Origin of the sequence: Arthrobacter sp. zg-Y1110 (assembly GCF_025244865.1) — a bacterium.
GTDB lineage: Bacteria > Actinomycetota > Actinomycetes > Actinomycetales > Micrococcaceae > Arthrobacter_B.
Map to the genome: position 1 here is coordinate 2,239,731 of NZ_CP104272.1, position 22,776 is coordinate 2,262,506.

At 66.1% G+C, this 22,776-nt stretch carries 23 protein-coding genes; 11 read left to right on the forward strand and 12 right to left on the reverse strand.

The window, feature by feature from the left end:
* Positions 1 to 207: 207 nt before the first annotated feature.
* The 9 genes from aceE (at position 208) to fabF (ending at position 11,593) form a co-directional block, all read left to right on the forward strand.
* A complete protein-coding gene (gene aceE, locus N2K99_RS10450) occupies positions 208 to 2,952 on the forward strand; it encodes a pyruvate dehydrogenase (acetyl-transferring), homodimeric type (protein WP_231709533.1) in 2,745 nt (914 codons plus the stop codon).
* Positions 2,953 to 3,247: 295 nt separating this feature from the next.
* A complete protein-coding gene (locus N2K99_RS10455; protein ID WP_227933708.1) occupies positions 3,248 to 4,201 on the forward strand; it encodes a carbohydrate ABC transporter permease in 954 nt (317 codons plus the stop codon).
* Positions 4,198 to 5,118, forward strand: a complete 921-nt coding sequence (locus tag N2K99_RS10460; RefSeq protein ID WP_227923719.1) for a carbohydrate ABC transporter permease — start codon at positions 4,198 to 4,200, stop codon at positions 5,116 to 5,118. The genes N2K99_RS10455 and N2K99_RS10460 overlap by 4 nt, the downstream gene beginning before the upstream one ends.
* Before the next feature lie 39 nt (positions 5,119 to 5,157).
* The gene (locus N2K99_RS10465) at positions 5,158 to 6,513 is read left to right on the forward strand and encodes an ABC transporter substrate-binding protein (RefSeq protein ID WP_227933709.1); all 1,356 of its coding nucleotides are present in this window, start codon (positions 5,158 to 5,160) and stop codon (positions 6,511 to 6,513) included.
* 60 nt (positions 6,514 to 6,573) lie between these two features.
* Positions 6,574 to 7,797: a CdaR family transcriptional regulator gene (locus N2K99_RS10470; protein ID WP_227923715.1), complete on the forward strand. Its 1,224-nt coding sequence runs from the start codon at positions 6,574 to 6,576 to the stop codon at positions 7,795 to 7,797.
* A gap of 109 nt (positions 7,798 to 7,906) precedes the next feature.
* On the forward strand, positions 7,907 to 8,860 hold the full coding sequence (locus N2K99_RS10475; RefSeq protein ID WP_227933710.1) for an ACP S-malonyltransferase: 954 nt from the start codon (positions 7,907 to 7,909) through the stop codon (positions 8,858 to 8,860).
* A complete protein-coding gene (locus tag N2K99_RS10480; RefSeq protein WP_227923710.1) occupies positions 8,857 to 9,918 on the forward strand; it encodes a beta-ketoacyl-ACP synthase III in 1,062 nt (353 codons plus the stop codon). Before N2K99_RS10475 ends, N2K99_RS10480 begins: the two co-directional genes overlap by 4 nt.
* A gap of 113 nt (positions 9,919 to 10,031) precedes the next feature.
* Positions 10,032 to 10,277, forward strand: a complete 246-nt coding sequence (locus N2K99_RS10485; protein WP_055240832.1) for an acyl carrier protein — start codon at positions 10,032 to 10,034, stop codon at positions 10,275 to 10,277.
* An 80-nt stretch (positions 10,278 to 10,357) separates the two neighbouring features.
* Positions 10,358 to 11,593, forward strand: a complete 1,236-nt coding sequence (gene fabF / locus N2K99_RS10490; protein WP_227933711.1) for a beta-ketoacyl-ACP synthase II — start codon at positions 10,358 to 10,360, stop codon at positions 11,591 to 11,593.
* 80 nt (positions 11,594 to 11,673) lie between these two features.
* Here fabF and N2K99_RS10495 read toward each other — a convergent pair whose 3' ends face one another.
* From N2K99_RS10495 to N2K99_RS10525, 7 genes are all read right to left on the reverse strand, one after another.
* On the reverse strand, positions 11,674 to 12,177 hold the full coding sequence (locus N2K99_RS10495) for a DUF3145 domain-containing protein (RefSeq protein ID WP_227923692.1): 504 nt from the start codon (positions 12,175 to 12,177) through the stop codon (positions 11,674 to 11,676).
* A gap of 210 nt (positions 12,178 to 12,387) precedes the next feature.
* Positions 12,388 to 13,332, reverse strand: coding sequence for a tyrosine recombinase XerC (locus N2K99_RS10500; RefSeq protein WP_227933725.1), 945 nt, complete (start codon positions 13,330 to 13,332; stop codon positions 12,388 to 12,390).
* A 31-nt stretch (positions 13,333 to 13,363) separates the two neighbouring features.
* Positions 13,364 to 13,897, reverse strand: coding sequence for a methylated-DNA--[protein]-cysteine S-methyltransferase (locus tag N2K99_RS10505; RefSeq protein WP_227933726.1), 534 nt, complete (start codon positions 13,895 to 13,897; stop codon positions 13,364 to 13,366).
* Positions 13,898 to 13,945: 48 nt separating this feature from the next.
* Positions 13,946 to 15,169, reverse strand: coding sequence for a DNA-processing protein DprA (dprA, locus tag N2K99_RS10510; protein WP_227933727.1), 1,224 nt, complete (start codon positions 15,167 to 15,169; stop codon positions 13,946 to 13,948).
* Complete coding sequence (locus tag N2K99_RS10515; RefSeq protein WP_227933728.1) at positions 15,166 to 16,713, reverse strand: YifB family Mg chelatase-like AAA ATPase; 1,548 nt, start codon at positions 16,711 to 16,713, stop codon at positions 15,166 to 15,168. Before N2K99_RS10515 ends, dprA begins: the two co-directional genes overlap by 4 nt.
* A complete protein-coding gene (locus tag N2K99_RS10520; protein WP_227923704.1) occupies positions 16,713 to 17,078 on the reverse strand; it encodes a YraN family protein in 366 nt (121 codons plus the stop codon). The genes N2K99_RS10515 and N2K99_RS10520 overlap by 1 nt, the downstream gene beginning before the upstream one ends.
* Before the next feature lie 99 nt (positions 17,079 to 17,177).
* Positions 17,178 to 17,912: an SDR family oxidoreductase gene (locus tag N2K99_RS10525; protein WP_227933729.1), complete on the reverse strand. Its 735-nt coding sequence runs from the start codon at positions 17,910 to 17,912 to the stop codon at positions 17,178 to 17,180.
* 328 nt (positions 17,913 to 18,240) lie between these two features.
* On the opposite strand from N2K99_RS10525, the gene N2K99_RS19080 reads away from it, so the two are divergent.
* Entirely contained in the window at positions 18,241 to 19,005 is a 765-nt protein-coding gene (locus N2K99_RS19080) for an LPXTG cell wall anchor domain-containing protein (protein ID WP_308036399.1), read from the forward strand.
* A gap of 25 nt (positions 19,006 to 19,030) precedes the next feature.
* Here N2K99_RS19080 and N2K99_RS10535 read toward each other — a convergent pair whose 3' ends face one another.
* On the reverse strand, positions 19,031 to 19,618 hold the full coding sequence (locus N2K99_RS10535; protein ID WP_227933730.1) for a 2'-5' RNA ligase family protein: 588 nt from the start codon (positions 19,616 to 19,618) through the stop codon (positions 19,031 to 19,033).
* A 43-nt stretch (positions 19,619 to 19,661) separates the two neighbouring features.
* Here N2K99_RS10535 and N2K99_RS10540 point away from each other — a divergent pair, with 43 nt between their 5' ends.
* Positions 19,662 to 20,252, forward strand: a complete 591-nt coding sequence (locus N2K99_RS10540; protein ID WP_227923677.1) for a GNAT family N-acetyltransferase — start codon at positions 19,662 to 19,664, stop codon at positions 20,250 to 20,252.
* Here the strand turns inward: N2K99_RS10540 and N2K99_RS10545 are convergent.
* Genes N2K99_RS10545 through lepB (N2K99_RS10560) form a run of 4 tightly spaced genes read right to left on the reverse strand, consistent with a single transcriptional unit; the run spans position 20,224 to position 22,772 of the window.
* Positions 20,224 to 20,544: a DUF2469 domain-containing protein gene (locus N2K99_RS10545; RefSeq protein WP_227901490.1), complete on the reverse strand. Its 321-nt coding sequence runs from the start codon at positions 20,542 to 20,544 to the stop codon at positions 20,224 to 20,226. The genes N2K99_RS10540 and N2K99_RS10545 overlap by 29 nt on opposite strands.
* Before the next feature lie 7 nt (positions 20,545 to 20,551).
* Positions 20,552 to 21,289: a ribonuclease HII gene (locus tag N2K99_RS10550; RefSeq protein WP_227933731.1), complete on the reverse strand. Its 738-nt coding sequence runs from the start codon at positions 21,287 to 21,289 to the stop codon at positions 20,552 to 20,554.
* Positions 21,286 to 22,050 (reverse strand): signal peptidase I, encoded by a 765-nt coding sequence (gene lepB, locus N2K99_RS10555; protein ID WP_227923672.1) that lies wholly within the window; start codon positions 22,048 to 22,050, stop codon positions 21,286 to 21,288. The genes N2K99_RS10550 and lepB (N2K99_RS10555) overlap by 4 nt, the downstream gene beginning before the upstream one ends.
* Before the next feature lie 11 nt (positions 22,051 to 22,061).
* Positions 22,062 to 22,772, reverse strand: a complete 711-nt coding sequence (gene lepB / locus N2K99_RS10560; RefSeq protein ID WP_227923670.1) for a signal peptidase I — start codon at positions 22,770 to 22,772, stop codon at positions 22,062 to 22,064.
* Positions 22,773 to 22,776 lie beyond the last annotated feature (4 nt).

Consider the following 22,776-nt stretch of genomic DNA (forward strand, 5'->3'; position numbering starts at 1 on the left):
AAACACCTAAAACCCGCAGGCTTCAAGGGTTCCGGGGTCTACGCCGTCAGCGATGACAGCCGTGCAGGCTACGCAACAACGGCTGCTCGGGACTAGAGTGGATAAAAAGGGGCGCCGAGGCGCGCATACGCGCAAGCGAAGATCCGGCGGACACCGGCCGGATACCACAGAAAGAATGTCGCAGACACAATCTGTACATGAGAGAGGTTGGCCGTGGCCGCAGAAGACACAACGGACATCCTGAGCGGGTTAACCAACCAGCTACCGGACCGTGATCCTGAGGAAACCGCAGAATGGATCGAATCGCTCGACGAGCTGATCCGTTCGCAGGGCACTGAACGCGCGCAGTACATAATGCGTTCACTGCTCCAGCGTGCCGGTGCCCAGAGCGTGGGCGTGCCGATGGTAACCACCACCGACTACGTCAACACCATTCCGGTTGACCAGGAACCTGAATTCCCCGGCGACGAGGAAATCGAACGGCGATACCGCGCCTGGCTGCGTTGGAACGCCGCCATCATGGTGCACCGGGCCCAGCGCCCGGGCATCGGCGTAGGCGGCCATATTTCCACGTACGCCGGAGCAGCGACCCTGTACGAAGTGGGCATGAACCACTTCTTCCGGGGCAAGGACCACCCGGGCGGCGGAGACCAGATTTACTTCCAGGGTCACGCCTCCCCCGGCATGTATGCCCGCGCCTTCCTCGAAGGCCGCCTGTCCGAAGAGGACATGGACGGCTTCCGCCAGGAGAAGTCCCGCGAGGGGCATGCACTGTCCTCCTACCCGCATCCGCGCAGCATGCCGGATTTCTGGGAATTCCCGACGGTTTCCATGGGCATTGGTCCCATGAACGCCATCTACCAGGCACAGTCCAACCGCTACCTGCAGAACCGCGGCATCAAGGACACTTCCCAGCAGCATGTGTGGGCGTTCCTTGGCGACGGAGAGATGGACGAGCCCGAATCGCGCGGCCTGCTCCAGCTCGCCGCCAATGACAAGCTCGACAACCTGACCTTTGTGATCAACTGCAACCTGCAGCGCCTCGACGGCCCGGTCCGCGGCAACGGCAAGATCATGCAGGAACTGGAAGCCTTCTTCCGGGGCGCAGGCTGGAATGTCATCAAGGTTGTCTGGGGCCGCGAGTGGGATGACCTGCTCCAGCGCGACAAGGACGGCTCGCTGGTGGACATCATGAATGCCACCCCCGACGGCGACTACCAGACCTATAAGGCCGAGTCCGGCGGATTTGTGCGCGACCACTTCTTCGGCAAGACCCCGGAGACCAAGGAACTCGTTGCCAACCTGACCGACGAGGAAATCTGGAACCTCAAGCGCGGCGGCCACGATTACCGCAAGGTTTACGCCGCGTACAAGGCAGCCACGGAATTCAAGGGCGCGCCGACGGTCATCCTGGCCCACACGGTCAAGGGTTACGGCCTGGGCACGCACTTCGAGGGCCGCAACGCGACCCACCAGATGAAGAAGCTCACGCTTGATGACCTGAAGGCTTTCCGCGACCACCTGCGGATCCCGATCAGCGACGAGCAGCTCGAAGCCGACCCGTACCAGCCGCCGTACTACAACCCGGGAGCGGATGCCCCCGAGATCAAGTACATGCTGGAACGCCGGCGCGAACTGGGCGGCAACGTCCCTGAACGCCGGGTGAAGCACGAACCCGTCCACCTTCCGGACGAGAAGGCCTACGAAGTAGCCAACCGGGGTTCCGGCAAGCAGCTGGCCGCCACCACCATGGCCTTCGTCCGCCTGCTCAAGGACCTGATGCGGGACAAGGAGTTCGGCAAGCGCATTGTGCCGATCATCCCCGATGAGGCCCGTACCTTCGGCATGGACTCGTTCTTCCCGACGGCCAAGATCTACAACCCCAAGGGGCAGAACTACCTGTCCGTGGACCGGGACCTCGTCCTGGCCTACAAGGAATCCCCGCAGGGCCAGATTGTGCACGTCGGCATCAACGAGGCCGGCTCGATTGCGGCGTTCACCGCGGCGGGCACGTCCTACGCCACGCACGGCGAGCCGCTGATCCCGGTCTACGTGTTCTACTCGATGTTCGGCTTCCAGCGCACCGCCGACTACATCTGGGCGGCTACCGACCAGATGGCACGCGGGTTCCTGATCTCGGCTACCGCCGGCCGCACCACCCTCACCGGTGAAGGCCTGCAGCATGCCGACGGCCACTCGCCGATCCTGGCCTCCACCAACCCCGCGGTGAAGACCTACGATCCGGCGTACGGCTACGAGATCGGACACATTATCCGCCACGGCCTCGAGGAGATGTACGGCCCGGATTCCAAGGATCCGAACGTCATCTACAACCTCATGGTCTACAACGAGCCGATCCAGCAGCCCAAGGCCCCCGAGGACCTGGACGTGGAAGGCATCATCAAGGGCATCTACCTGCTCGCACCGGCAAAGATCGACGGACCCCGCACGCAGCTGCTGGCCTCCGGTGTTGCCGTGCCGTGGGCACTGGAAGCCCAGAAGCTCCTTGCCGAGGACTGGGGTGTCTCGGCCGATGTCTGGTCCGTGACCTCCTGGAACGAGCTCCGCCGCGACGGCCTCGCCGCCGAGGAGGAAGCGTTCCTGAACCCCGGCTCTGAGCCGCGGGTGCCCTTCGTCACCCAGCAGCTGGCCGGTGCCACCGGCCCGATTGTTGCCTCGACGGACTACATGAAGGCCGTTCCGGACCAGATCCGCCAGTTCCTGCCGAACGAATTCGCCACCCTCGGTGCCGACGACTTCGGTTTCGCGGACACCCGTGCAGCTGCACGCCGGTACTTCAAGATCGACAGCCACTCGATGGTGGTGCGGGCATTGGAGATGCTCGCCCGCCGCGGTGAAGTCGACGCCAATGCCCCCAAGGAGGCAATGGAGAAGTACCACCTGCTGGACGTCAACGCCGGCACCAGCGGAAACGCCGGCGGCGACGCCTAAGCAATCCGCCGGCCCCGAAGCTCGGGGAACATGAAAGGGAACCGCCGCATCTGCGGCGGTTCCCTTTCGTTTGGCGGCCCATCCCGCCCGAATCCCACGTCCCTGCCAAAACACTCGTAGTACCGCTGTCCCTTGCGGCCACGACACGGCCCGTAACAAATGACGGAACCGCCGCACGCCACGGCGGTTCCTTTCCGTTTTCTCCCTGCGTGCCGTTATGCTCCCCACAATCGGCGCGCATCCCTACGGCTGCTTGCTGTTCGTTCGACGTCGAACCCTCGCCCAAAGGAGGAAGATGGCCAGGACCACTGTGTCGCCGCCGGTCTCCGCCGCACCGCCCGGCAGGAACCCCCCGGTCCGCCGCCGCCGTTTTTCCGGCCGCAGCCGCAGGGACTTTTTTACCTTCCTGGCCTTTGCGCTGCCCAACCTGATCCTGATTGCCGCATTCACCTACCGGCCGCTGTTCAGCAACATCTACTACTCCACCCTGAACTGGACCCTTGGGGCCAAGACAGCCACGGTGGTCGGGATCGAAAACTACGTCACGTTCTTCACCTCTCCCGATGCCCGGGACGTGTTGACGGTAACGGCCGTGTTCACGGTCTTCACCGTCGGCGGATCGATGCTCCTCGGACTGCTGGTTTCGCTGGCGCTGAACCTGAAAGTCCGCGGCACCAGCCTGGCCCGCGCAGCCGTCTTTGCCCCGTATGTCCTGTCCGGCGTGGGTGTGGGCCTGGTCTGGTTGTTCATTTTCGACCCCGTCTACGGAGCACTGGCCTGGGTGCTGCGCGGTTTCGGAGCCAGCAGCCCCGAATGGATCAACAACCCGGACATGGCCCTGGTCATGGTCATCCTGGTTTATGTATGGAAGAACCTGGGCTACTGCGCGGTGGTCTACCTTGCCGGCCTCCAGTCGATTCCGCGCGACGTCCTCGAGGCCGCACAGCTCGACGGCGCGGGAGCGGCACGGCGGTTCTTCAGTGTTTCGCTGCCGCTGCTCTCCCCGACAACCTTCTTCCTGCTCATCACCACCCTGCTCAGTTCGCTGCAGGCTTTTGACCTGATCCGCATCATGACCCCCACGGGCAACGGCACGAACACCCTGATCTTCGAGGCCTATCTGCAGGCCTTCGGCGGATTCAACCGGGCGGGCTATTCGGCCACCGTCTCAGTGATCCTGTTCGTGCTGCTGCTGGTGGTCACCGGCTTCCAGCTCCGGTTCGTCGAGCGAAAGGTGCACTACTCATGAGTGTCCCCGCACCCGCCGCCCCCGTGTCCGCGCCGACACCACCCGGCAGCAAGGGTCCCGGCCGCACCGGCGACGGCCCGCTCTCACGTCGAAACATCACCGAAACCCTGGTGACGGGGTACGTTCCCCTGGCCCTCACCACACTGGTGGTATTCCTCCCCCTGATGTGGATGGTCCTGTCCTCCTTCAAGGGGCCCGGCGAGATCGTTACAACGGACCTGGATGTCCTGCCGGACTCCCTGGACTTCAGCAACTACCAGGAGGCCATGACCCTGGTGCCGTTCGGCAGGTTCTTCGTCAACAGCGTGATCGTCACGCTCGCCGGCGCCTCCATCAAGGTGGTGCTTGCCATCCTCACCGCGTACGCGCTGGTCTTCATCAGGTTCCCGTTCAAGCGGGCGATTTTCGTAGCCATCCTGGTGGCCCTCATGGTCCCGCCGCAGGTGGCCATCCTGCCGAACTACATCCTCGTAACGTCCCTGGGCGGTGCCGACACGTATTGGGGCATGATCCTGCCCGGACTTGGGACCGCCTTCGGGACCTTCCTCCTGCGGCAGCATTTCCTTACCCTGCCCGGCACCATCCTGGAATCAGCGGAGATCGACGGAGCGGGACACTGGTCCCGCCTGTGGCGGATCGTGGTCCCGATTTCGGTGCCGACCATCGCCACCGTGGGACTGGTCACGATCGTGACCGAATGGAATGAGTACATCTGGCCGCTGGTGATCGTCAGCCGGCCCGAGATGATGACCCTGCCGGTGGGCCTGACCCTGCTCCGGAATTCCGAGTCAGATCCCGCCAGCTGGGGCATCATGATGGCCGGCGCGGTCCTGGTGCTGGTTCCGATCCTGGTGGTCTTCGCAGCCCTGCAGCGCTACATCGTCGCCGGACTGACCCAGGGCTCCGTCACCGGCTAAACCGCACGGCAAAACATCCGCACTCCAGAAAGGCATTCCATGTCAGCAGCACCCAAGCCGGCCTTCAACCGCCGCCTGTTCCTGTCCCTCAGTGCTGCCGGCGCCTCCGCGGCCGCCCTGGCGGCCTGCGGCGGGCCGTCCACGGAGGCGGACACACCCGTCGAGGAGGACGAACTCGACTTCAGCGGAGTGACCCCCGCCCCGGAGATCACCTTTTGGTCCAGCCACCCGGGCCAGTCCGAGGCAATTGAAACCGAAATCATCGAAAAGTTCAACGCTTCCCAGAGCACGATCCGCGTCACCATGGTCAGCGCGGGATCCAACTACGAAGAGGTGGCCCAGAAGTTCCAAACCACCCAGCAGGGCGGCGACCTTCCCGCAATCGTCATCTTCTCCGACGTCTGGTGGTTCCGCTATTTCCTCAACGAATCCATCATCCCGCTGGACACACTGATGGAACAGCTGGACTTCGACACCGCCGACTACCGGGACCAGCTGTTCAGCGACTACAAGTATGACGGCCGGCAGTGGGCCGTCCCGTTTGCCCGCTCCACTCCCCTCTTCTACTACAACAAGGAACACTGGGCCGCCGCCGGACTGCCCAACCGGGCACCGGAGACCTGGCAGGAGTTCTCGGAGTGGGCACCGAAGATCAAGGCGGCGGTGCCGGGCATCCAGCATGTCTACCAGCACCCCGCCTTGATTGACTATGCGGGCTGGACCCTGCAGAACCAGCTTTGGGGCGAGGGAGCGGCCTGGAGCGACGAATGGACCATTACGGCGGCCTCGGACGAGGCCGTCACCGCCATCCAGCAGGTCCAGGACACTGTTTACCGGGACGCCTGGGCCGGTGTGTCCTCCAAGGATGCCACCGCCGACATGGCGGCAGGCGCCGTCTCCGCGGCTGTGGGTTCCACCGGGAACCTCGTGGGTGTCCTCAAGACGGCAACATTCGACGTCGGCGTGGGCTTCATGCCCGGCGGCAGCCGGGAACTCACCGGAGTCTGCCCCACCGGCGGCGCCGGCCTGGGCATCCCGAAGGACATTAGCCCCGAGCAGCAGCTCGCCGCCGCGACTTTCCTGAAGTTCCTGACCTCCCCGGAAAACACCGCAGCGTTCTCCGCGGCAACGGGCTACATGCCGGTGCGCAAGTCCGCGGACATGACGAAGGTGCTGGCTGCGACGCCGCAGATCCAAACGGCCATCGACCAGCTGGCCGTCACCCGGAACCAGGACTATGCCCGGGTGTTCCTGCCCGGAGCGGACCAGGAGATCGCCAAGGCGGCCGGCAGGATCCTCACGGAGCAGGCCGATGTGAAAACCACTCTCACGGAACTGTCCGCAACCTTGGAAGGTATCTACACAAACGACGTAAAACCCAAGCTACCCGCCTAGCCAACTTGTAGCCTTCACACAAAATAGCGGTTCACTCGCGCAGGCCGTAAGCTCGCAGGTATGCCAGTGCGTCCCAATACGTCCGCTGCCTCAGCGCCGCCGGAAGCAGACCAGCCCACCGTCGAGCGCCTGAAAGCGAATATCGGCAGGCTTTCGACTGCCACCCTGCAGCAGCTGGACATTTCCCTGCCGTGGTACCGGGGGCTGCGCCCGGACGAGCGCTCGGCGCTGGGAATGGTTGCGCAGAAGGGCATCGCGTCCTTCGTGAACTGGTACCAGCGTCCTGCCTCGCCCGCCTGGGTGCTCAGCGACGTCTTCGGCACCGCCCCAACCGAGCTCACCCGCTCGATCAGCCTGCAGAAGGCCCTCCAGCTGATCCGGGTGGTGGTCCAAGTGGTCGAGGACCGGGTTCCGGAGCTGGCCGGCAGCGAGGTCCAGTCCAAGCTGCGCGAAGCGGTGCTGCGCTATTCGCGTGAAGTGGCCTTCGCCGCCGCCGACGTCTATGCCCGTGCGGCCGAAACCCGGGGTGCCTGGGACACCCGGCTGGAGGCCCTTGTTGTCGACGCCATCCTGCGCGGCGAGAGTTCCGACGCGCTGCGCTCCCGGATCGCCGCCGTCGGTTGGAGCTCCGCGGCGCCGGTCACCGTTATGGTGGGCGGTTCTCCTGCCGAAGCCAATGCCACGTTCGTGAATGAACTCCGCCGGGCCACGGGCCGGCTGGCCGAAGACACCCTCGTGGGGATCCAGGGCGAGCGGCTGATCCTGGTCCTGGGCGGACTGGAGGACAAGGCTTTCTCCTACACCCGCCTGTCCGAACTCTTCGGTCCGGGTCCGGTGGTGTACGGCCCGCCCGCGCTCTCCCTGGTCGAGGCCGGCCCGTCCGCGCAGGCCGCGTTTGCCGGACTTACCGCCGCCCGCGCCTGGCCGGCTGCCCCACGCCCGGTGGCAGCTGACGACCTGTGGCCCGAGCGGGTGATGTCCGGGGATGACACCGCGCGCAAGGCCCTGGTGGAAAGCATCTACACACCCCTGCTGGGTGCCTCCAACGGGCTGGCCGAGACCCTAAGCGCATACCTCTCGCTGGGTCACTCCCTGGAGGCCACGGCACGCGAACTCTTCGTCCACGCCAATACGGTCCGCTACCGACTGCGGCGGGTCTGCGATGTCACCGGATGGGACCCGATGCTGCCCCGCGAAGCGTTCGTACTGCAGACCGCACTGGTGGTCGGACGCCTGGCGCCGGCCGGAAAAGCAGCCCCCGAGAAGCCAGCCGTCCGCCTCTGAACCCTGCCCAGGTGCCGTCGTCGGCTTGTAGACTTCCTACAAAGCCGTCCGGGGAGCTTGGTCTACGCAAACACCCGGTACCGTCCCCTATCTTTGGAAAGCTGTATACGTGCTTGCAATCGTCTGCCCCGGCCAGGGGTCCCAAACGCCAGGATTCCTCTCACCGTGGCTGGAACTGCCCGGCGTACGGGATCACCTTTCCGCGCTGAGCGACGTCGCCGGCCTGGACCTCATTGCCCACGGCACGGTCTCCGACGAGGAAACCATCAAGGACACCGCCGTCGCCCAGCCCCTGATCGTTGCCGCCGGCCTGATGGCCGCCCGGCTGCTGCTGGATCCCTCGGCGCTGACATCCTCCACCGTCCTGGCCGGCCACTCTGTCGGCGAGATCACCGCCTCCGCCATCGCCGGTGCGCTGCCGGAAAACGACGCGCTGGTGTTCGTCCGGGAACGGGCCAACGCCATGGCACGCGCCGCAGCGGTTGAGCCCACGGGCATGAGCGCCATCCTTGGCGGGGATCCCGACGACGTGGCCGCCGTGCTGGAAGCCGCAGGGCTCACGGCAGCGAACGCCAACGGCGGCGGGCAGACCGTGGCGGCCGGAACGCACAACCAGCTCGAGGTACTCACCGCAGCACCGCCGGCCAAGGCACGGGTTATTCCGTTGAAGGTCGCCGGGGCGTTCCACACCTCCCACATGGCCCCCGCCGTGACTGTCCTCGAAGCGCTGCGCCCCTCCCTCACCCCGCAGGCGCCGCTGGCCACGCTGCTCTCCAACCGCGACGGCGCAGCCGTGGTGTCCGGCGATGCCAACCTTGACAGCCTCATCGCCCAGGTATCCCGCCCGGTACGGTGGGACCTCTGCATGGAGAACATGCTCGGCATGGGCGTGACCGGCCTGCTGGAACTGCCGCCGGCAGGAACCCTCACCGGACTGGCACGCCGCGGCATGAAGGGCATACCGACGCTGGCCCTGAAATCCCCAGAAGATCTAACCGCTGCCCGGGAGTTCATCCGTGAGCATTCCGGAACGGCAGCAACAACCGGAGAAGGTAACGCGTGAGCACGCCCACCCTGAAGCAGTCCCCCGTCAACGAATTCAGCCGAATCCACGGCATCGGCGCCTTCCGCCCCGACGTCATTGTCAGCAACGACGATGTCTGCCAGTGGATCGATTCCTCCGATGAGTGGATCCGCCAGCGCACCGGCATCGTCACCCGGCACCGTGCGGACAAGGGCACGTCCGTGGTGGACATGGCAGAGGCTGCCGGACGCGAGGCGTTGAAGAACGCCGGCATCGAGGGATCGCAGCTCGGCGCCGTCATCGTCTCCACCGTGACCCACCCCTACGCGACGCCGTCCGCGGCCACCCAGATCACCGAGCGGCTGGGCGCAACGCCGGCACCGGCCTACGACGTTTCCGCCGCCTGCGCCGGGTACTGCTACGGCATTGCCCAGGCAGACGCGCTGGTCCGCTCCGGCGCCGCCACCTACGTGCTGGTCATCGGCGTGGAGAAGCTCTCCGACTTCATCGACAACACCGAACGCACCATCTCCTTCCTGCTCGGCGACGGTGCCGGCGCCGTCGTCGTCGGACCCTCCGACACCCCCGGCATCGCGCCCTCCGTCTGGGGCTCCGACGGCAGCAAGTCCGGTGCCATCGGCATGACCCACTCCATGCTGGACGTCCGCGAACTTTCCCTCGCCGCCGAGGCCGACGGCGGCATGAGCCCCGCGGACCTCTCCGGCCGGGACACCAAGCTCTGGCCCACCCTGCGCCAGGACGGCCAGACGGTCTTCCGCTGGGCCGTGTGGGAGATGGCCAAGGCTGCCCAGCAGGCGCTCGACGCCGCCGGGATCACCGCCGAGGATCTCTCCGCCTTCGTGCCGCACCAGGCCAACATGCGCATCATTGACGAAATGGCGAAGCAGTTGAAGCTGCCCGAGTCAGTCATCATTGCCCGCGACATTGCCGATGCGGGAAACACCTCGGCCGCCTCTATTCCCCTGGCCACCTACCGCCTGCTGCAGGAGCACCCGGAACTGAGCGGCAAGTTGTCGCTGCAGATCGGCTTCGGTGCCGGCCTTGTGTTCGGCGCGCAGGTAGTCGTCCTTCCCTAGACCCAATTCCCGCAGTGCCGGCGACGCCGGTGCAGCCCACAGAACCACACCGCTTCGGCGGTTGGAAAAACCGGACCGGTCCCCGTACCGGCACTACAAGAAAAGGAGCCAACATGGCTAGCAACGAAGAAATCCTGGCCGGCCTCGCCGAGATCGTCAATGAAGAGACGGGTCTGGCCCCCGAGGCCGTTGAGCTGGACAAGTCCTTCACCGATGACCTGGACATCGACTCCATTTCCATGATGACCATCGTCGTCAACGCCGAAGAGAAGTTCGGCGTGCGCATCCCGGACGAAGAGGTCAAGAACCTGAAGACCGTCGGCGACGCCGTGGACTTCATCTCCAACGCCCAGGCTTAACCTTCCGGCGGCCGCTGCCTGGCGGCGGCCGCCCGGTACTGCCGGAACCAGCACCTGCAACTGCTTCAAGAGAGTGAATCATGGCCCGCAAAGTAGTCATCACAGGCCTCGGAGCGACCACGCCCATCGGCGGGGACGTTCCAACCATGTGGAAGAACGCACTGCAGGGTGTCTCCGGCGCCCGTACCCTGGAAGACGACTGGGTGGAGAAGTACTCGCTGCCCGTGACCTTTGCAGCGCGGGCCACCACTCCCGCTTCGGAAGTCCTTTCCCGCGTCGAAGCCAAACGGATGGACCCCTCCACACAGTTCGCCGTCGTCGCGGCGCGCGAAGCCTGGGCCGATTCCGGCCTCGCAGACATTGACCACGACCGGCTTGCCGTCTCCTTCGCCACCGGTATCGGCGGCATCTGGACCCTGCTCGATGCCTGGGACACCCTGCGCGAAAAGGGACCGCGGCGTGTACTGCCCATGACCGTTCCGATGCTGATGCCCAACGGCCCGTCCGCCGCGGTCAGCCTCGACCTCGGTGCCCGCGCCGGTGCCCACACGCCCGTCTCAGCCTGCGCCTCCGGAACCGAGGCCCTCCACCAGGGCCTGGAAATGATCCGCTCCGGGAAAGCCGACATCGTCGTCGCCGGCGGCGCGGAAGCCTGCATCCACCCGATGCCGTTGGCATCCTTTGCCTCCATGCAGGCCCTGTCCAAGCGCAACGACGATCCGGAGCGCGCTTCCCGCCCCTACGACCGCGACCGCGACGGCTTCGTTATGGGTGAGGGTGCCGGTGCGCTGGTGCTCGAAAGCGAAGAGCACGCCCTGGCCCGCGGGGCACGGATTTACGCCGAACTCGCCGGCACGGCCGTCACCGCCGACGCGTACCACATCACCGCACCGGACCCCGAGGGCCTCGGCGCCACCCGGGCCCTGAAGTCCGCTCTCTTTGATGCCCGGGCGCAGGCCGAGGACGTAGTCCACGTGAACGCGCATGCCACGTCCACCCCGGTGGGCGACAAGCCGGAATACACTGCGCTGAAGGCTGCCCTTGGCAGTGCCCTCGACGGTGTCGCCGTGTCTGCCACCAAGTCGCAGATGGGCCACCTGCTGGGTGCCTCCGGTGCAGTCGAGGCCGTCCTGACGGCTTTGGCGGTCTACGAACGCCAGGCACCGGCCACGATCAACCTGGAAAACCAGGATCCGGAGATCCCGCTCGACGTCGTGACCTCCAGCCGCCAGCTGCGCGGCGGAGACATCGTAGCGCTGAGCAACTCCTTCGGCTTCGGCGGGCACAACGCCGTCGCCGTGCTGCGCAGCCGCTAAGTCCTTCGTTTACAAAACAGGCGTCCGGTCCCCGCGGGGACCGGACGCCTGTTTTGTTTAGCTATGGAGTTTTTGAGGAACTAGCCGACCTGGTGCAGCCAGCGCACCGGAGCGCCGTCGGCCGCGTGCCGGAACGGCTCCAGCTCTTCGTCCCAGGCTTCGCCCAGGGCGAGTGAGAGTTCGTGGTAGACAGCCGAGGGATCGCCGGCGCCGTTTTCATAGGCGTAACGGATGCGGTTCTCGGAAATCATGATGTTGCCGTGTACGTCCGTCGCGGCATGGAAGATGCCCAGCTCAGGGGTGTGGGCCCAGCGGCTGCCGTCGGCTCCGGGGCTCTGTTCCTCCGTCACCTCGTACCGCAGGTGTGCCCAGCCGCGCAGCGCGGACGCGAGCAGGGAACCGGTGCCCTGCGGCCCGGTCCAGGCGATTTCGGCCCGTACCATTCCGGGCGCAGCCGGCTGAGGGGTCCACTGTAGATCCGTTCGCTTTTCCACGACGGATCCGATGGCCCACTCAATATGGGGGCACAACGCGGAAGGGGCAGAGTGCACAAACAGTACGCCGCGCGCCATCACAACAGACATTCCATCCTCCATAGCTGTAGGTACGTCTTCCCCAACGACCTGCTGCTGCATGGACGGATATCGAGCCATATGTGTCCGCTGTCCATCATTGTGCCGTAAGTTACGTCGATGCGCCAATATAGTCTTCTGAGCCTCTGCAGCGCGGAAGGCCGGGCGGCGTGGCGGGCGTTGTGGCGGGCGTTGGGTCGGCCGGCTTTGGGCGGCCGTCCCTTAGGCGCGCGGATGGGCCTGGCTGTAGCTCTGGCGGAGTCTGTCCACTGACACGTGCGTGTAGAGCTGCGTGGTGGCAAGGGATGAATGGCCCAGGATTTCCTGCACGGCACGCAGGTCCGCACCGCCGTCGAGCAGATGGGTGGCCGCGGAGTGGCGGAGGGCGTGCGGCCCGGAGGCGGAGGTGTCCGGCATGGCTTCCAGGAGGACGGCGACCACGCTGCGGACCTGCCGCTGGTCCACTCGTCCGCCCCGCTTACCCAGGAACAATGCCGGACCGCTGCCCCCGGTCGCCATCGACGGGCGGCCGCGGCGCAGCCAGTCGTCCACCGCGAGGGCAGCCGGCAGGCCGTAAGGCACCGTACGTTCCTTGTTGCCCTTGCCCAGCACCGTGAGCGTCCTGCGGTCCGGATCGAGGTCGTCGACGTCCAGTCCGGCCAGTTCTCCCACCCGGATGCCGGTCGCGTAGAGCAGTTCGACCATCGCGCGGTCCCGAAGTGCCACGGGTTCGCCCTCGGCGGCAGCCGCCTGCAGGGTTTCGAACAGATCATCCAGCTGGCTGCTGCGCAGTACTCCGGGAAGGGTCTTTTCCTTCTTCGGTGCCTTCAGCCGCAGGGCCGGATTCTCACTGATGAGTTCCTCGCGCAGGGCCCAGTTGGTGAAGCTGCGGGCCGTGGCGGCGCGGCGGGCCAGCGTGGAACGGGCCTGTCCCCCGGCACTGAGTTCGCCCAGCCAGCCGCGCAGGATGCCCAGGTCCAGTTCCTGAAGCGAGCCTGCTCCGGCGCCGAGAGCATAGTCGAGCAGCTTCGACACGTCCGATTCGTAGGCACGGACGGTGTGTTCGGAGCGTCCACGCTCTGCCGTCAGATACCGGCAGAAGCCCTCCAAAGCGGAACGGAATTCCGCCGGCCACGCAGTTCTGTCTGCTGCTCCCTTTGATGTCACCTCTTTACTGTTCTCTCTTTGGTGCCGGCGTTCAAGCAGGCACGCTGTCGGCACGCAGGCAGTTCCGCCGCAGGTGTTCTGTCTGCGGTGCCTGCTCCAGCTCCAGCAGGTACCGCTTCGCATCGACGCCGCCCGAGTATCCGGTCAGCGCGCCGCGGGACCCCACCACGCGGTGGGTGGGGACAACCAGGTTCAACGGGTTGTGCGCCAATGCTGCACCTACGCTTCGCGCCTTGGCCGCATCACCCAGCAGGACCGCCAGCTGCTTGTAGCTTGCCGTCCTGCCGTAGGCGATGCCCGAGACCTGCTCCCATACCCTGCGCTGGAACTCGGTCCCCTGGGGATTGGTACCCACGCTGAAGCAGCAGCGCCGGCCCTCGAAGTACTCCGTCAGTTGACGTTCGACATCCTCGAAGCCGTCTTCCGCCGCAATGCCGTACGGCGTCCCTGCCCCGGCAACTGCCGGCGCAGCGGGCGGCCCGAGCCGGACCATGGACAGGAGTCCGTCCATAGCGACGAGGGTGAGTACCCCTACCGGCGAGGTGACTATCTTGTGAGTGATCATGATGATGCCCTTCCTTGGGTTGTGCGGGTAGTAGAAATGTCGATGCTGCTAACGCCGGCCACGGCGCCACTGGTCTCCTTCGGTCCGTACGGCCAGTCCTTCCAATTCCAGCCGTGCCAGCCCGGCGCGCACTCCTTGCAGGGACAGCCCTGCGACGGTGGCCAGTTTCTCGATGGTCGTTCCGCTGCGCACGGGCAGCGCATCCAGCAGCAGCAGGTCCTCCACTGGCAGTCCGTCATGATCTGCCCGGCGGACTCCTGCCCGACTGTCCCCTGCCCGACTGCCGGGGCCGCCCGGCTCTCCCGGCGGGACATCACGGAGCGGCCCGGCCAGTTCCGCCACTTCCTGGGCATCGGTCACGCAGACTGCGCTGCCGTCGCGCAGCAGCCGGTGGCATCCGGCAGAGTTGGCCGAGTACACGGAGCCCGGCACCGCACCGACTTCCCGCCCTAACCCGGCGGCATGGTGGGCAGTGTTCAGCGCTCCGGATCTCCACCGGGCCTCCACCACCACAGTGACGGCGCTCAGCGCAGCGATGATCCGGTTCCGCTGCAGGAATCTCCAGCGGGTGGGGGCAGATCCCGGCGGCACTTCGGACAGCAGCAGCCCGCGCTCCGCGACGGCGCGAAGCAGGTCCTCGTTGCCGGCCGGGTAGAACCGGTCCGCACCGCACGCCATGACCGCTAGCGTGGGCGTGGCATCAGTGGATGCAGATCCGAGCGCGGCGCGATGTGCCTGGGCATCGATGCCGTAGGCGCCTCCGGAGACCACGGTGTACCCGCGGTTGACCAGCCCCGCTGCAATGTCCCCCGCTATGGACAGCCCGTATCCGGTGGCGTCCCGGGAACCCACTACTGCCACAGTCCGGTCCAGTTCCGGCAGGCCACGCTCCAGGTCTCCCCGCACCCAGAGACACAACGGCATTTCCAGCTGCAGGTGGCGCAATGACTCGGGCCAACGGGGATCCTCCGGAACCAGGAGTTCCCCACCCAGACGGCGGATCGCGTCCAGGTCCCGGTCCGGCGCCAGATCCGCTACCCGCGGGGCCCACCTCTTCAATCCCTCTGCCAGGACGCTTCCCTGGCCGCCGCCCGGGAATAGGAAGCGTGCCGTTTCGGCGGCAAGATCCGGCGGTGTGCCCACCGCTCCGGTGGCGATCTGCAGCGCCTGGACCGGACCGGCGGCCGCCACGAGGGCCAGGCCCACGGTATCTGAAGGTTCGAACAGCCTCGACAACGCCGCCCGTGCGACCAGCACGTCATCGGTACTCATGCCGCAGCTCCCTGCCGGCGGAAAGCGAGGGCCTGCCCGACGTCGTCGGCGTCCGGGCTTCCGTGCCCGGCAAGATCGGCGACGGTCCAGGCCACCCGCAATACCCTGTCGTAGCCCCGAGCCGTCAGGAGTTGGCGGTCCATGGCCCGGTCCAGGGCCGACGTTGCTTTGCTCGGCGGCCGCAGGCTGTCCCGCAGCAAGGTGCCGGGAACCTCGGCATTGGTTTCGCATCCCAGTGGCTGAAGCCGTTCCCGTTGGAGCCGCCGCGCCTCCTGCACGCGTGCCGCCACCGTCGAGCTCGCCTCCGCAGTCTCTGCGGCGAAGTAGTCGACCAGGGAGACCCGCTGAACGGAGAGCTGCAGGTCCACCCGATCCAGCAGCGGACCGGAGAGCCGGCTGAAATACCGGCGCCGCTGTGTGGAGGTACAGGTGCACTCGATTCCCTTACCGGTTGCGAGTCCGCAGGGGCAGGGATTGGCGGCAAGGACCAGCTGGAATCGTGCCGGATACACGGCTGTACCCGCTGCACGGTGCAGGACAAGCTCGCCGCTTTCAAGCGGCTGGCGCAGGCCGTCCAGGACCCGCCGCTCATACTCGGGAGCCTCATCGAGGAACAACACGCCGCGGTGGGCACGGGAGGCAGCGCCGGGACGCGGAATGCCTGAACCGCCGCCGATCACCGCTGCCGTGGACGCGGTGTGGTGCGGACTCTCGAACGGGGGCCTGCGGAGCAGCTGGCGGCAGGGGCGTCCCTGCCAGGCGAGGGAGTGAATGGCGGTGACTTCCATTGCCTGGTCATCGGAAAGGTCCGGCAGGATGCCGGGCAACCGCTCGGCCAGCATGGTCTTCCCGGCGCCCGGCGGCCCGGTCATCAACAGATGGTGTGCTCCTGCCGCGGCCACCTCGACAGCGAAGCGGGCCTCTGCCTGCCCCGCCACGTCCGCAAGGTCGGGAATCCGGGCTTCAGCCGGACCCTCTTCGTGTTCCGGATCTTGGCCGGTACGGGCCACCGGCAGTGGAAAACTAAGCTGCTCGGGGTCCGCACCGAGGTCGGCGGCCACCTCGGCCAGGCAGGAGTATCCCCGCACGCGGGCCGCAGGGACCAGTGCAGCCTCCTCTGCGTTCTCCGCCGCCACGGCAAAGTCCGTGAAGCCGGCCGCAACCGCAGCCATAACAGCCGGAAGTACGCCCCGGATCGGCCGAAGCCGGCTGTCCAGCCCGAGTTCTGCCAGGAAGATGCAGCGTCCCGGGCTGCGCAGGACACCACCGGCGCAGAGTGCAGCCACGACTATGGCCAGGTCGAAGCCGGAGCCGTGCTTCGGTACATCCGCAGGCATCAGATTGACCGTGATGCGGCGCCGGCTCAGCGGGAGTCCGGCGTTCTTTGCCGCCGACTTCACCCGGTCGCGCGCCTCGTTCAAGGAGGCGTCCGGCAGCCCCAGCAGGATAAAGGACGGAAGGGACTGGCCGATGTCGGCTTCAATCTCGACGATCCTCCCCTGCAGGCCGACCAGCCCGACCCCGTAGGTCCGTCCAAGCCCCATCAGGAGATTCCCCTCAGGTGCTCCACGACGGGTGGATTGGCGCCGTCGTCGAGAATCGAGACTGCGTCGATCCGGCGGTGGGTGAAGTAGCGGCTGTTGGCCCGAGCCCAGGCCCCTGCCAGCTGGTAGAGGCGGGCGACCTTATCCTGCCCGATCGCTTCGAAGGGGTGTCCGAAGTCCAGCGAGGAACGCGTTTTCACTTCGACCACCACCAGGGTGGCCCCGTCCACGGCGACCAGGTCGATCTCCCCCTCGGGACACCGCCAGTTCCGGTCGATGATGCGAAGCCCGGCTTCGGTCAGGTACCGCGCCGCCAGTTCTTCTCCGCGGCTTCCCAGGATGTCTTTGGCTTTCATGTCCACCACGTTGGCTCGAACCGGACGGACCCGGCACAGCAGCACACAGCCGTGTGGAGAAGGATTCCGCCGCCGCGCACCGGAACCTGAGTGTGGAGGAGCACAAGTTCAGGCCAGCCCCCCGTTGGCGTAGACCACCTGGCCGTTGACCCAGCGCCCAGGTCCGGCAAGGAAAGCGACGGTTTCGGCAATGTCTTCGGGCTGGCCCAGGCGCCCCAGCGGCGCCGCCTCGGCCAGCCGCTCGACGGTGGCCTCGTCTTTGCCGTCCAGGAACAGCGGCGTGGCTGTCGGCCCGGGTGCCACCGCGTTGACTGTGATGTCCCGTCCCCGCAGTTCCCGCGCCAGGATCAGCGTCATCCCTTCCACCGCAGCCTTGGAGGCCACATAGGCGCCGTAACCGGGGTATTGGGTGCGCCGGACGGTGGTCGAAAAGTTAATGATCGCTCCACCCGGACGGACCCGACGGGCCGCCTGCTGCGAGACCACGAACGTTCCCCGGATATTCGTGTGGTGCATACGGTCCAGGTCCGCCAGATCCAGCTCCGCGATAGGGGAAAGGAGCATGATGCCTGCGGTATTGACCACCACGTCCAGGCCACCGAACGCTTTCTCGACGGCGTCGAACGCGGCGGCCATCGCGGGCTCGTCTCCCACATCCCCGCCGACTGCCAAGGCAAGTCCGCCCCCGGCGGCAATGTCGGCAACAATCCCGTCCGCTGTCGCTCGGTTCCGCGCGCAGTGCACACCCACCGAATAGCCGTTCAACGCGAGCCGTCGGACCACGGCCGCTCCGATCCCGCCGGATCCTCCGGTCACCAGGGCAACCCGTCCCGCAGTATCCATAACGCTCTCCTCGCTGGTCGTGGGCAGGACCTCGGCGTTTTCAACCTCCGGGATACACCACCGATGCCGTGTCGCCAAGGGCAGATCAGAAGCCCGCCCGGAATTTGAGCGGGTCTTGTCGGGAAACTGCGTCAATCCGTAGGGGAACGCTGAGACGGCCGGGACAGGCTAGCGACGCAAGCGCCCATGTTGGATTTACCAAAAGGACATCATGCAAAACCGCAAGCGAAACACAACCGCTCTCGTGGTGGGATTTGCAGCCATTGCAGGGCTGTCGATTGCCGCCGGCGCACCGGCTTTGGCGACTGCTGCACCAGAGCCAGGGCTCATGGCCGAAACAACTCAGCCGAGCGGGTCTCCCTCGGCGGAGGTTTCCGTGACGGAAACGGGAATCTACTTGTACCGGAAGGTAGACGCGAAGAAGCCGGCCGCCTGGGAGAACTCGGGTGAACAAACCTTCCTGGCCAAGCAGCCCGGACACCAGTGGTTCACCGATGTAACGTCCCTGGTCCCCTTGGTTCCATTCGAGGTGTGCGGTCCCGGCTGGGCCGTCCAGCAAGACGTACTCGAGTTCGAAGGCACTTATGAGTGGCCGAAGAACCTCCTTTATCCCAACCCCTTCCCCGGAGATCCGGACCTGTTGGCCTCCCAGCATCAGGAGCTTGAGGAGTTGATGACGGTTCCCGATTGCGCTCCGACGCCGACACCGACGCCGGAACCTACGGATCCCCCGTCCGAGACGCCGACGCCGACACCTACGGACACTCCGTCCTCGACGCCCACGCCGACCCCCACTGACACCCCGACCAAACCACCGGCAGGTGCGGTAACGCCAACACCGACGGCCACCCCGTCCGAAACCCCGTCGGAGACCCCGGCAGGTTCGGTAACCCCGCCCGGTTCGGGCAGCACCCCGCCGGCCCCGGGCACCACGGACCCCGGGATCCAGGTTGCCGGCAACCCCAGCCCCCGCGTTCCCGATGCAGGGCTTGCCCACACGGGCGCCGGCGGAACGTGGCTTGCCGTTGCCGGCGCGGCCATCCTGGCTGTCGGAGCGGTACTGGTGGTCATTGCCCGCCGCAGGAAGGCCTAGGCCCAAAGGTGTACCCCGGGCGCCGTCAGTGCCCGGGGTACACCACCGGCATCGGCTGCAGGGTCACGGATTCCAGCTGCAGCGAGGGCAGGGCGCCCGCAAACCCCCGTGCCAGGGAGATGTGCGGGCGCAGTGTCCCGGCATGTATGAAGTTCGGATCACCGGCTATGAAGGCCGCGGTATCCCGAATGCCGGCGGCGCCGAGGAAACCCACCAGCTCGCGATACAGGTCCCGATGCAGCAAAGCGAGATCCGGCGTCGGCAGATACTCCACTACTAAGGTCGAGCCGCGCGTACCGAACCCGGCAAACCCCACCGGTCCCAGCCGGAAGGAAACCGCGGGCAGCAGCGCCTCGGTCCGGGCCACGTACCCGGCGAGCAGCTGCTCGTAGGCAGAACGTGAAATCCCGGTTTGGGCATTGACGGCCCGGTGCACGTCCAGCACCTTCCCGAAGTGGATCAGCGTCAGGTGCAGCTGTTTCCGCGGCACCAGCCGGGTGCCGGCCGGCAACGACTCCTGCAGGGACAGCAGGTGGGCCAGTGACGGACCGTCGGGCTGCATCTGTGCGTACAGGCGGAGGTTGGCGTCGAAGCCACGCCGGGACTCGGGCATGACGCTAAGTCTAGGTCCGGATTACACCCGCTAGGCTGTCGGGATGGCTTTCGCGATCCCGCTGCTCAGCGACGACTTCCTCCTGCTCCGTCCACACACGGCTGCCGACCTCGACGCCGTGCACGCCCGCTGCATCGACCCCGTGTCGGTCCAGTGGACCACCATTCCGCTGGGCTACACGCCGGAGATGGCGCAGCAGTACCTGGCGGCTATCTCGGTACCGCAGGATAACGCCGTGTCCTGGGCGCTCGACGTCGGCGGCAGCTATGCAGGCACCATCGACCTGCGCTTCGAAGGTGCAGCTTCCGGTTCGCTGGGATTCGTCACGTCGCCGGAATACCGCGGCCGCGGCCTGATGTCCCGCGCGGTCCGGCTGGCAGTGGGCCACGCCTTCGAGGACCTGGACTGGGATGTGGTCACGTGGAAGGCGAATGCGGGAAACACCGGCAGCTATAAGACCGTCTGGCGCTGCGGTTTCCCGCCGCCGATCGCGGTGCCTTACCTGCTGAACCACCGCGGAACGATGGTTGAGGGCTGGATTTCCAGCCTCGCCCGGAATGACCCAAGGAGCCCATCCGTCAGCTGGGAGAACACAGAGGCGGAACTTACAGTTCGTCGGCCTTCGGCAGTGTGAGGTCGTCGTTGCGGGTCAATTCCTCAACGTTGACGTCCTTGAAGGTGATCACCCGTACGCTTTTGACGAACCGTGCGGACCGGTAGACGTCCCAGACCCATGCGTCCTGAAGCGTGAGGTCGAAGTAGATCTCGCCGTCGGCAGACCGTGCCTGCAGGTCCACATGGTTGGCCAGGTAAAAGCGCCGTTCGGTTTCCACCACGTAGCTGAAGAGGCCTACGACGTCGCGGTACTCCCGGTACAGCTGGAGCTCCATGTCCGTTTCATAGTTCTCAAGGTCTTCGGCGCTCATGTTCCTATCATCCCCCAACTGTGCTCAAGTCGTCTTCCGGTTCCAGCACCGGTTCACCCGGGCGGGGCTTGGAGCCCAGCCGCCAGGACATGCGGTGCAGCGGCGTGGGTCCGTGGACGTCGATGGCCGCGCGGTGCGACTCGGTGGCATAACCCTTGTTGATCTCCCACGCATAGTGCGGGTTCGAAGCGGCAAACTCTACCATCATGGCGTCGCGTTCCACCTTCGCCAGCACGCTGGCGGCGGCTACGCTCAGGCACTGCATATCCGCCTTGATCCGGGTGTGCACCGGTGCCGTGCAGCCTCCGGCCGGTTCATCGGGATCGTCGAACAGGCTGCCCTGCCGCTCGGGCGAGAGCCAGTTGTAGTTGCCGTCCAGGAGTACGACGTCGGGACGCAGGGTTGAGCACATCTGGTCCCAGGCGCGCGTTCCGGCCAGGCGAAGGGCGACGGTCAGCCCGTGCAGGTCGATCTCCGCTGCACTGGCATGGCCCACGCCCCAGGCCAGGGCCCATTTCTTGATCTGCGGAACCAGCGTATTCCGGTCAGCAACGGAAAGCAGCTTGCTGTCCCGCACTCCCTTTAGGGAACGCACAGTAGCCAGGTCCACGGCCACCATCCCTACGGACACCGGTCCGGCCAGGGCGCCGCGGCCCACTTCGTCGCAGCCGGCCAGGATCCGGTGCCCGGAGGCAGCGAAGGTGCGCTCATACCGAAGGGTCGGCGGCTTGGCGGTGGAACTCACTTGCTGCCGCTCGGTTCCGGGACGTCCTCGAAGACTTCCGAATAGTCGTCGACCCCGCCGACGCGGTTCAGCGGCCAAGCCGTCACTACGGCCTTGCCCTCAATGTCCTCCACGTCTACGAAACCGCCGCCCTCACCGTACTGGTGTTCGCGGGAATCCGCAGAGGCGTTGCGGTGATCCCCCATCACCCAGACCTTGCCCTCGGGGACAACCACGTCAAACGGGATGTCGGAGGGTGCGGCGCCGGGGTACAGGTAGGGCTCGTCCAGGGGTTCGCCGTTGACGGTGATCCTGCCGTCGGCATCACAGCAGACCACGTGGTCTCCTTCGGTGCCGATGACACGCTTGACCAGGTGCTGCTGGGACTCGTCGGGGAGCAGGCCCACAAAGGTCAGGGCATCCTTGACCGGATTCGTTTCCTTCTCCGCGGTCTCCGGCAGCCAGCCCTTGGTGTCCTTGAAGACCACGACATCGCCGCGGTTCAGGTCCATCGGTTCAGGGACCAGAAGGTTGACGAAGATCCGGTCGTTGATTTCCAGCGTCTCTTCCATGGACCCCGAGGGGATGTAAAACGCCCGGAAAAGGAAGGTCTTGATCAGGAACGACAGCACCAGGGCTATCACCACGATCGTGAGGACTTCACGCAGCCAGGCGCCGAAACCGCGTTTCTTTTCCTTCGGTGCGGTCGAGTGCGCTGCGTGGTCCCGCTGCTCCCCGGAGCCGGGCGTCCCGTCAGGGGACTGGTCCGGTTGCTGCGACATTGCGTTTCCTCTTATTTCTCCGTGTTCCACTCGGCTCCTAAGGATAGCCGGTCAATATTGGTGCCGCGCTCGAGCGGCCAAAGAATCCGCTGGGCCTGTCCGATCACCCGTTCCGTGGAGATCAGGCCGCCGCCGGGAGCTCCCAGCAGGGACCGGGAATCCGCCGAAACGGACCGGTGGTCCCCCATCAGCCACAGCCTGCCTTCGGGAACGACGACGTCGAACGCATGGTCGCTGGGAGCGTCTCCAGAGTAAACGTACGGCTCCTCCATGGGAGTTCCGTTGATGGTTATCCGTGGATCCCCGTCCGTGCAGCAGCTCACCCTGTCCCCCGCCACACCGACAACCCGCTTTACATAGACGGTGTCGCTGCCGGCCAGCCCGACCCAGCGCCCCACGGTGACTGCGGCGTCGGCCAGTGCCGGACGCCCGCTGTGCAGCGGCGCCAGCGAGCCCCGGCCGTCGAACACCACCACATCGCCGCGCCGGATCTCAGCCGAATCGTAGGCGGTGCGGGAGACGAGGATCCGGTCGCCGGGTTCGAGCAGCGGCTGCATGGAATCCGAGGGGATGTAGAAGACGTCGAACAGGAATGCCCGCACGAGGGCGGCGAGGATCACGGCCGCGGCGAGAGCACATAGCACAAAACGCCAGCCCACAAACCGGGGCCGGCGTTTCGTGTGCTTCGCGGAGGGACCCCCGGAGGCGGATGCTGCAGTCAAGTAA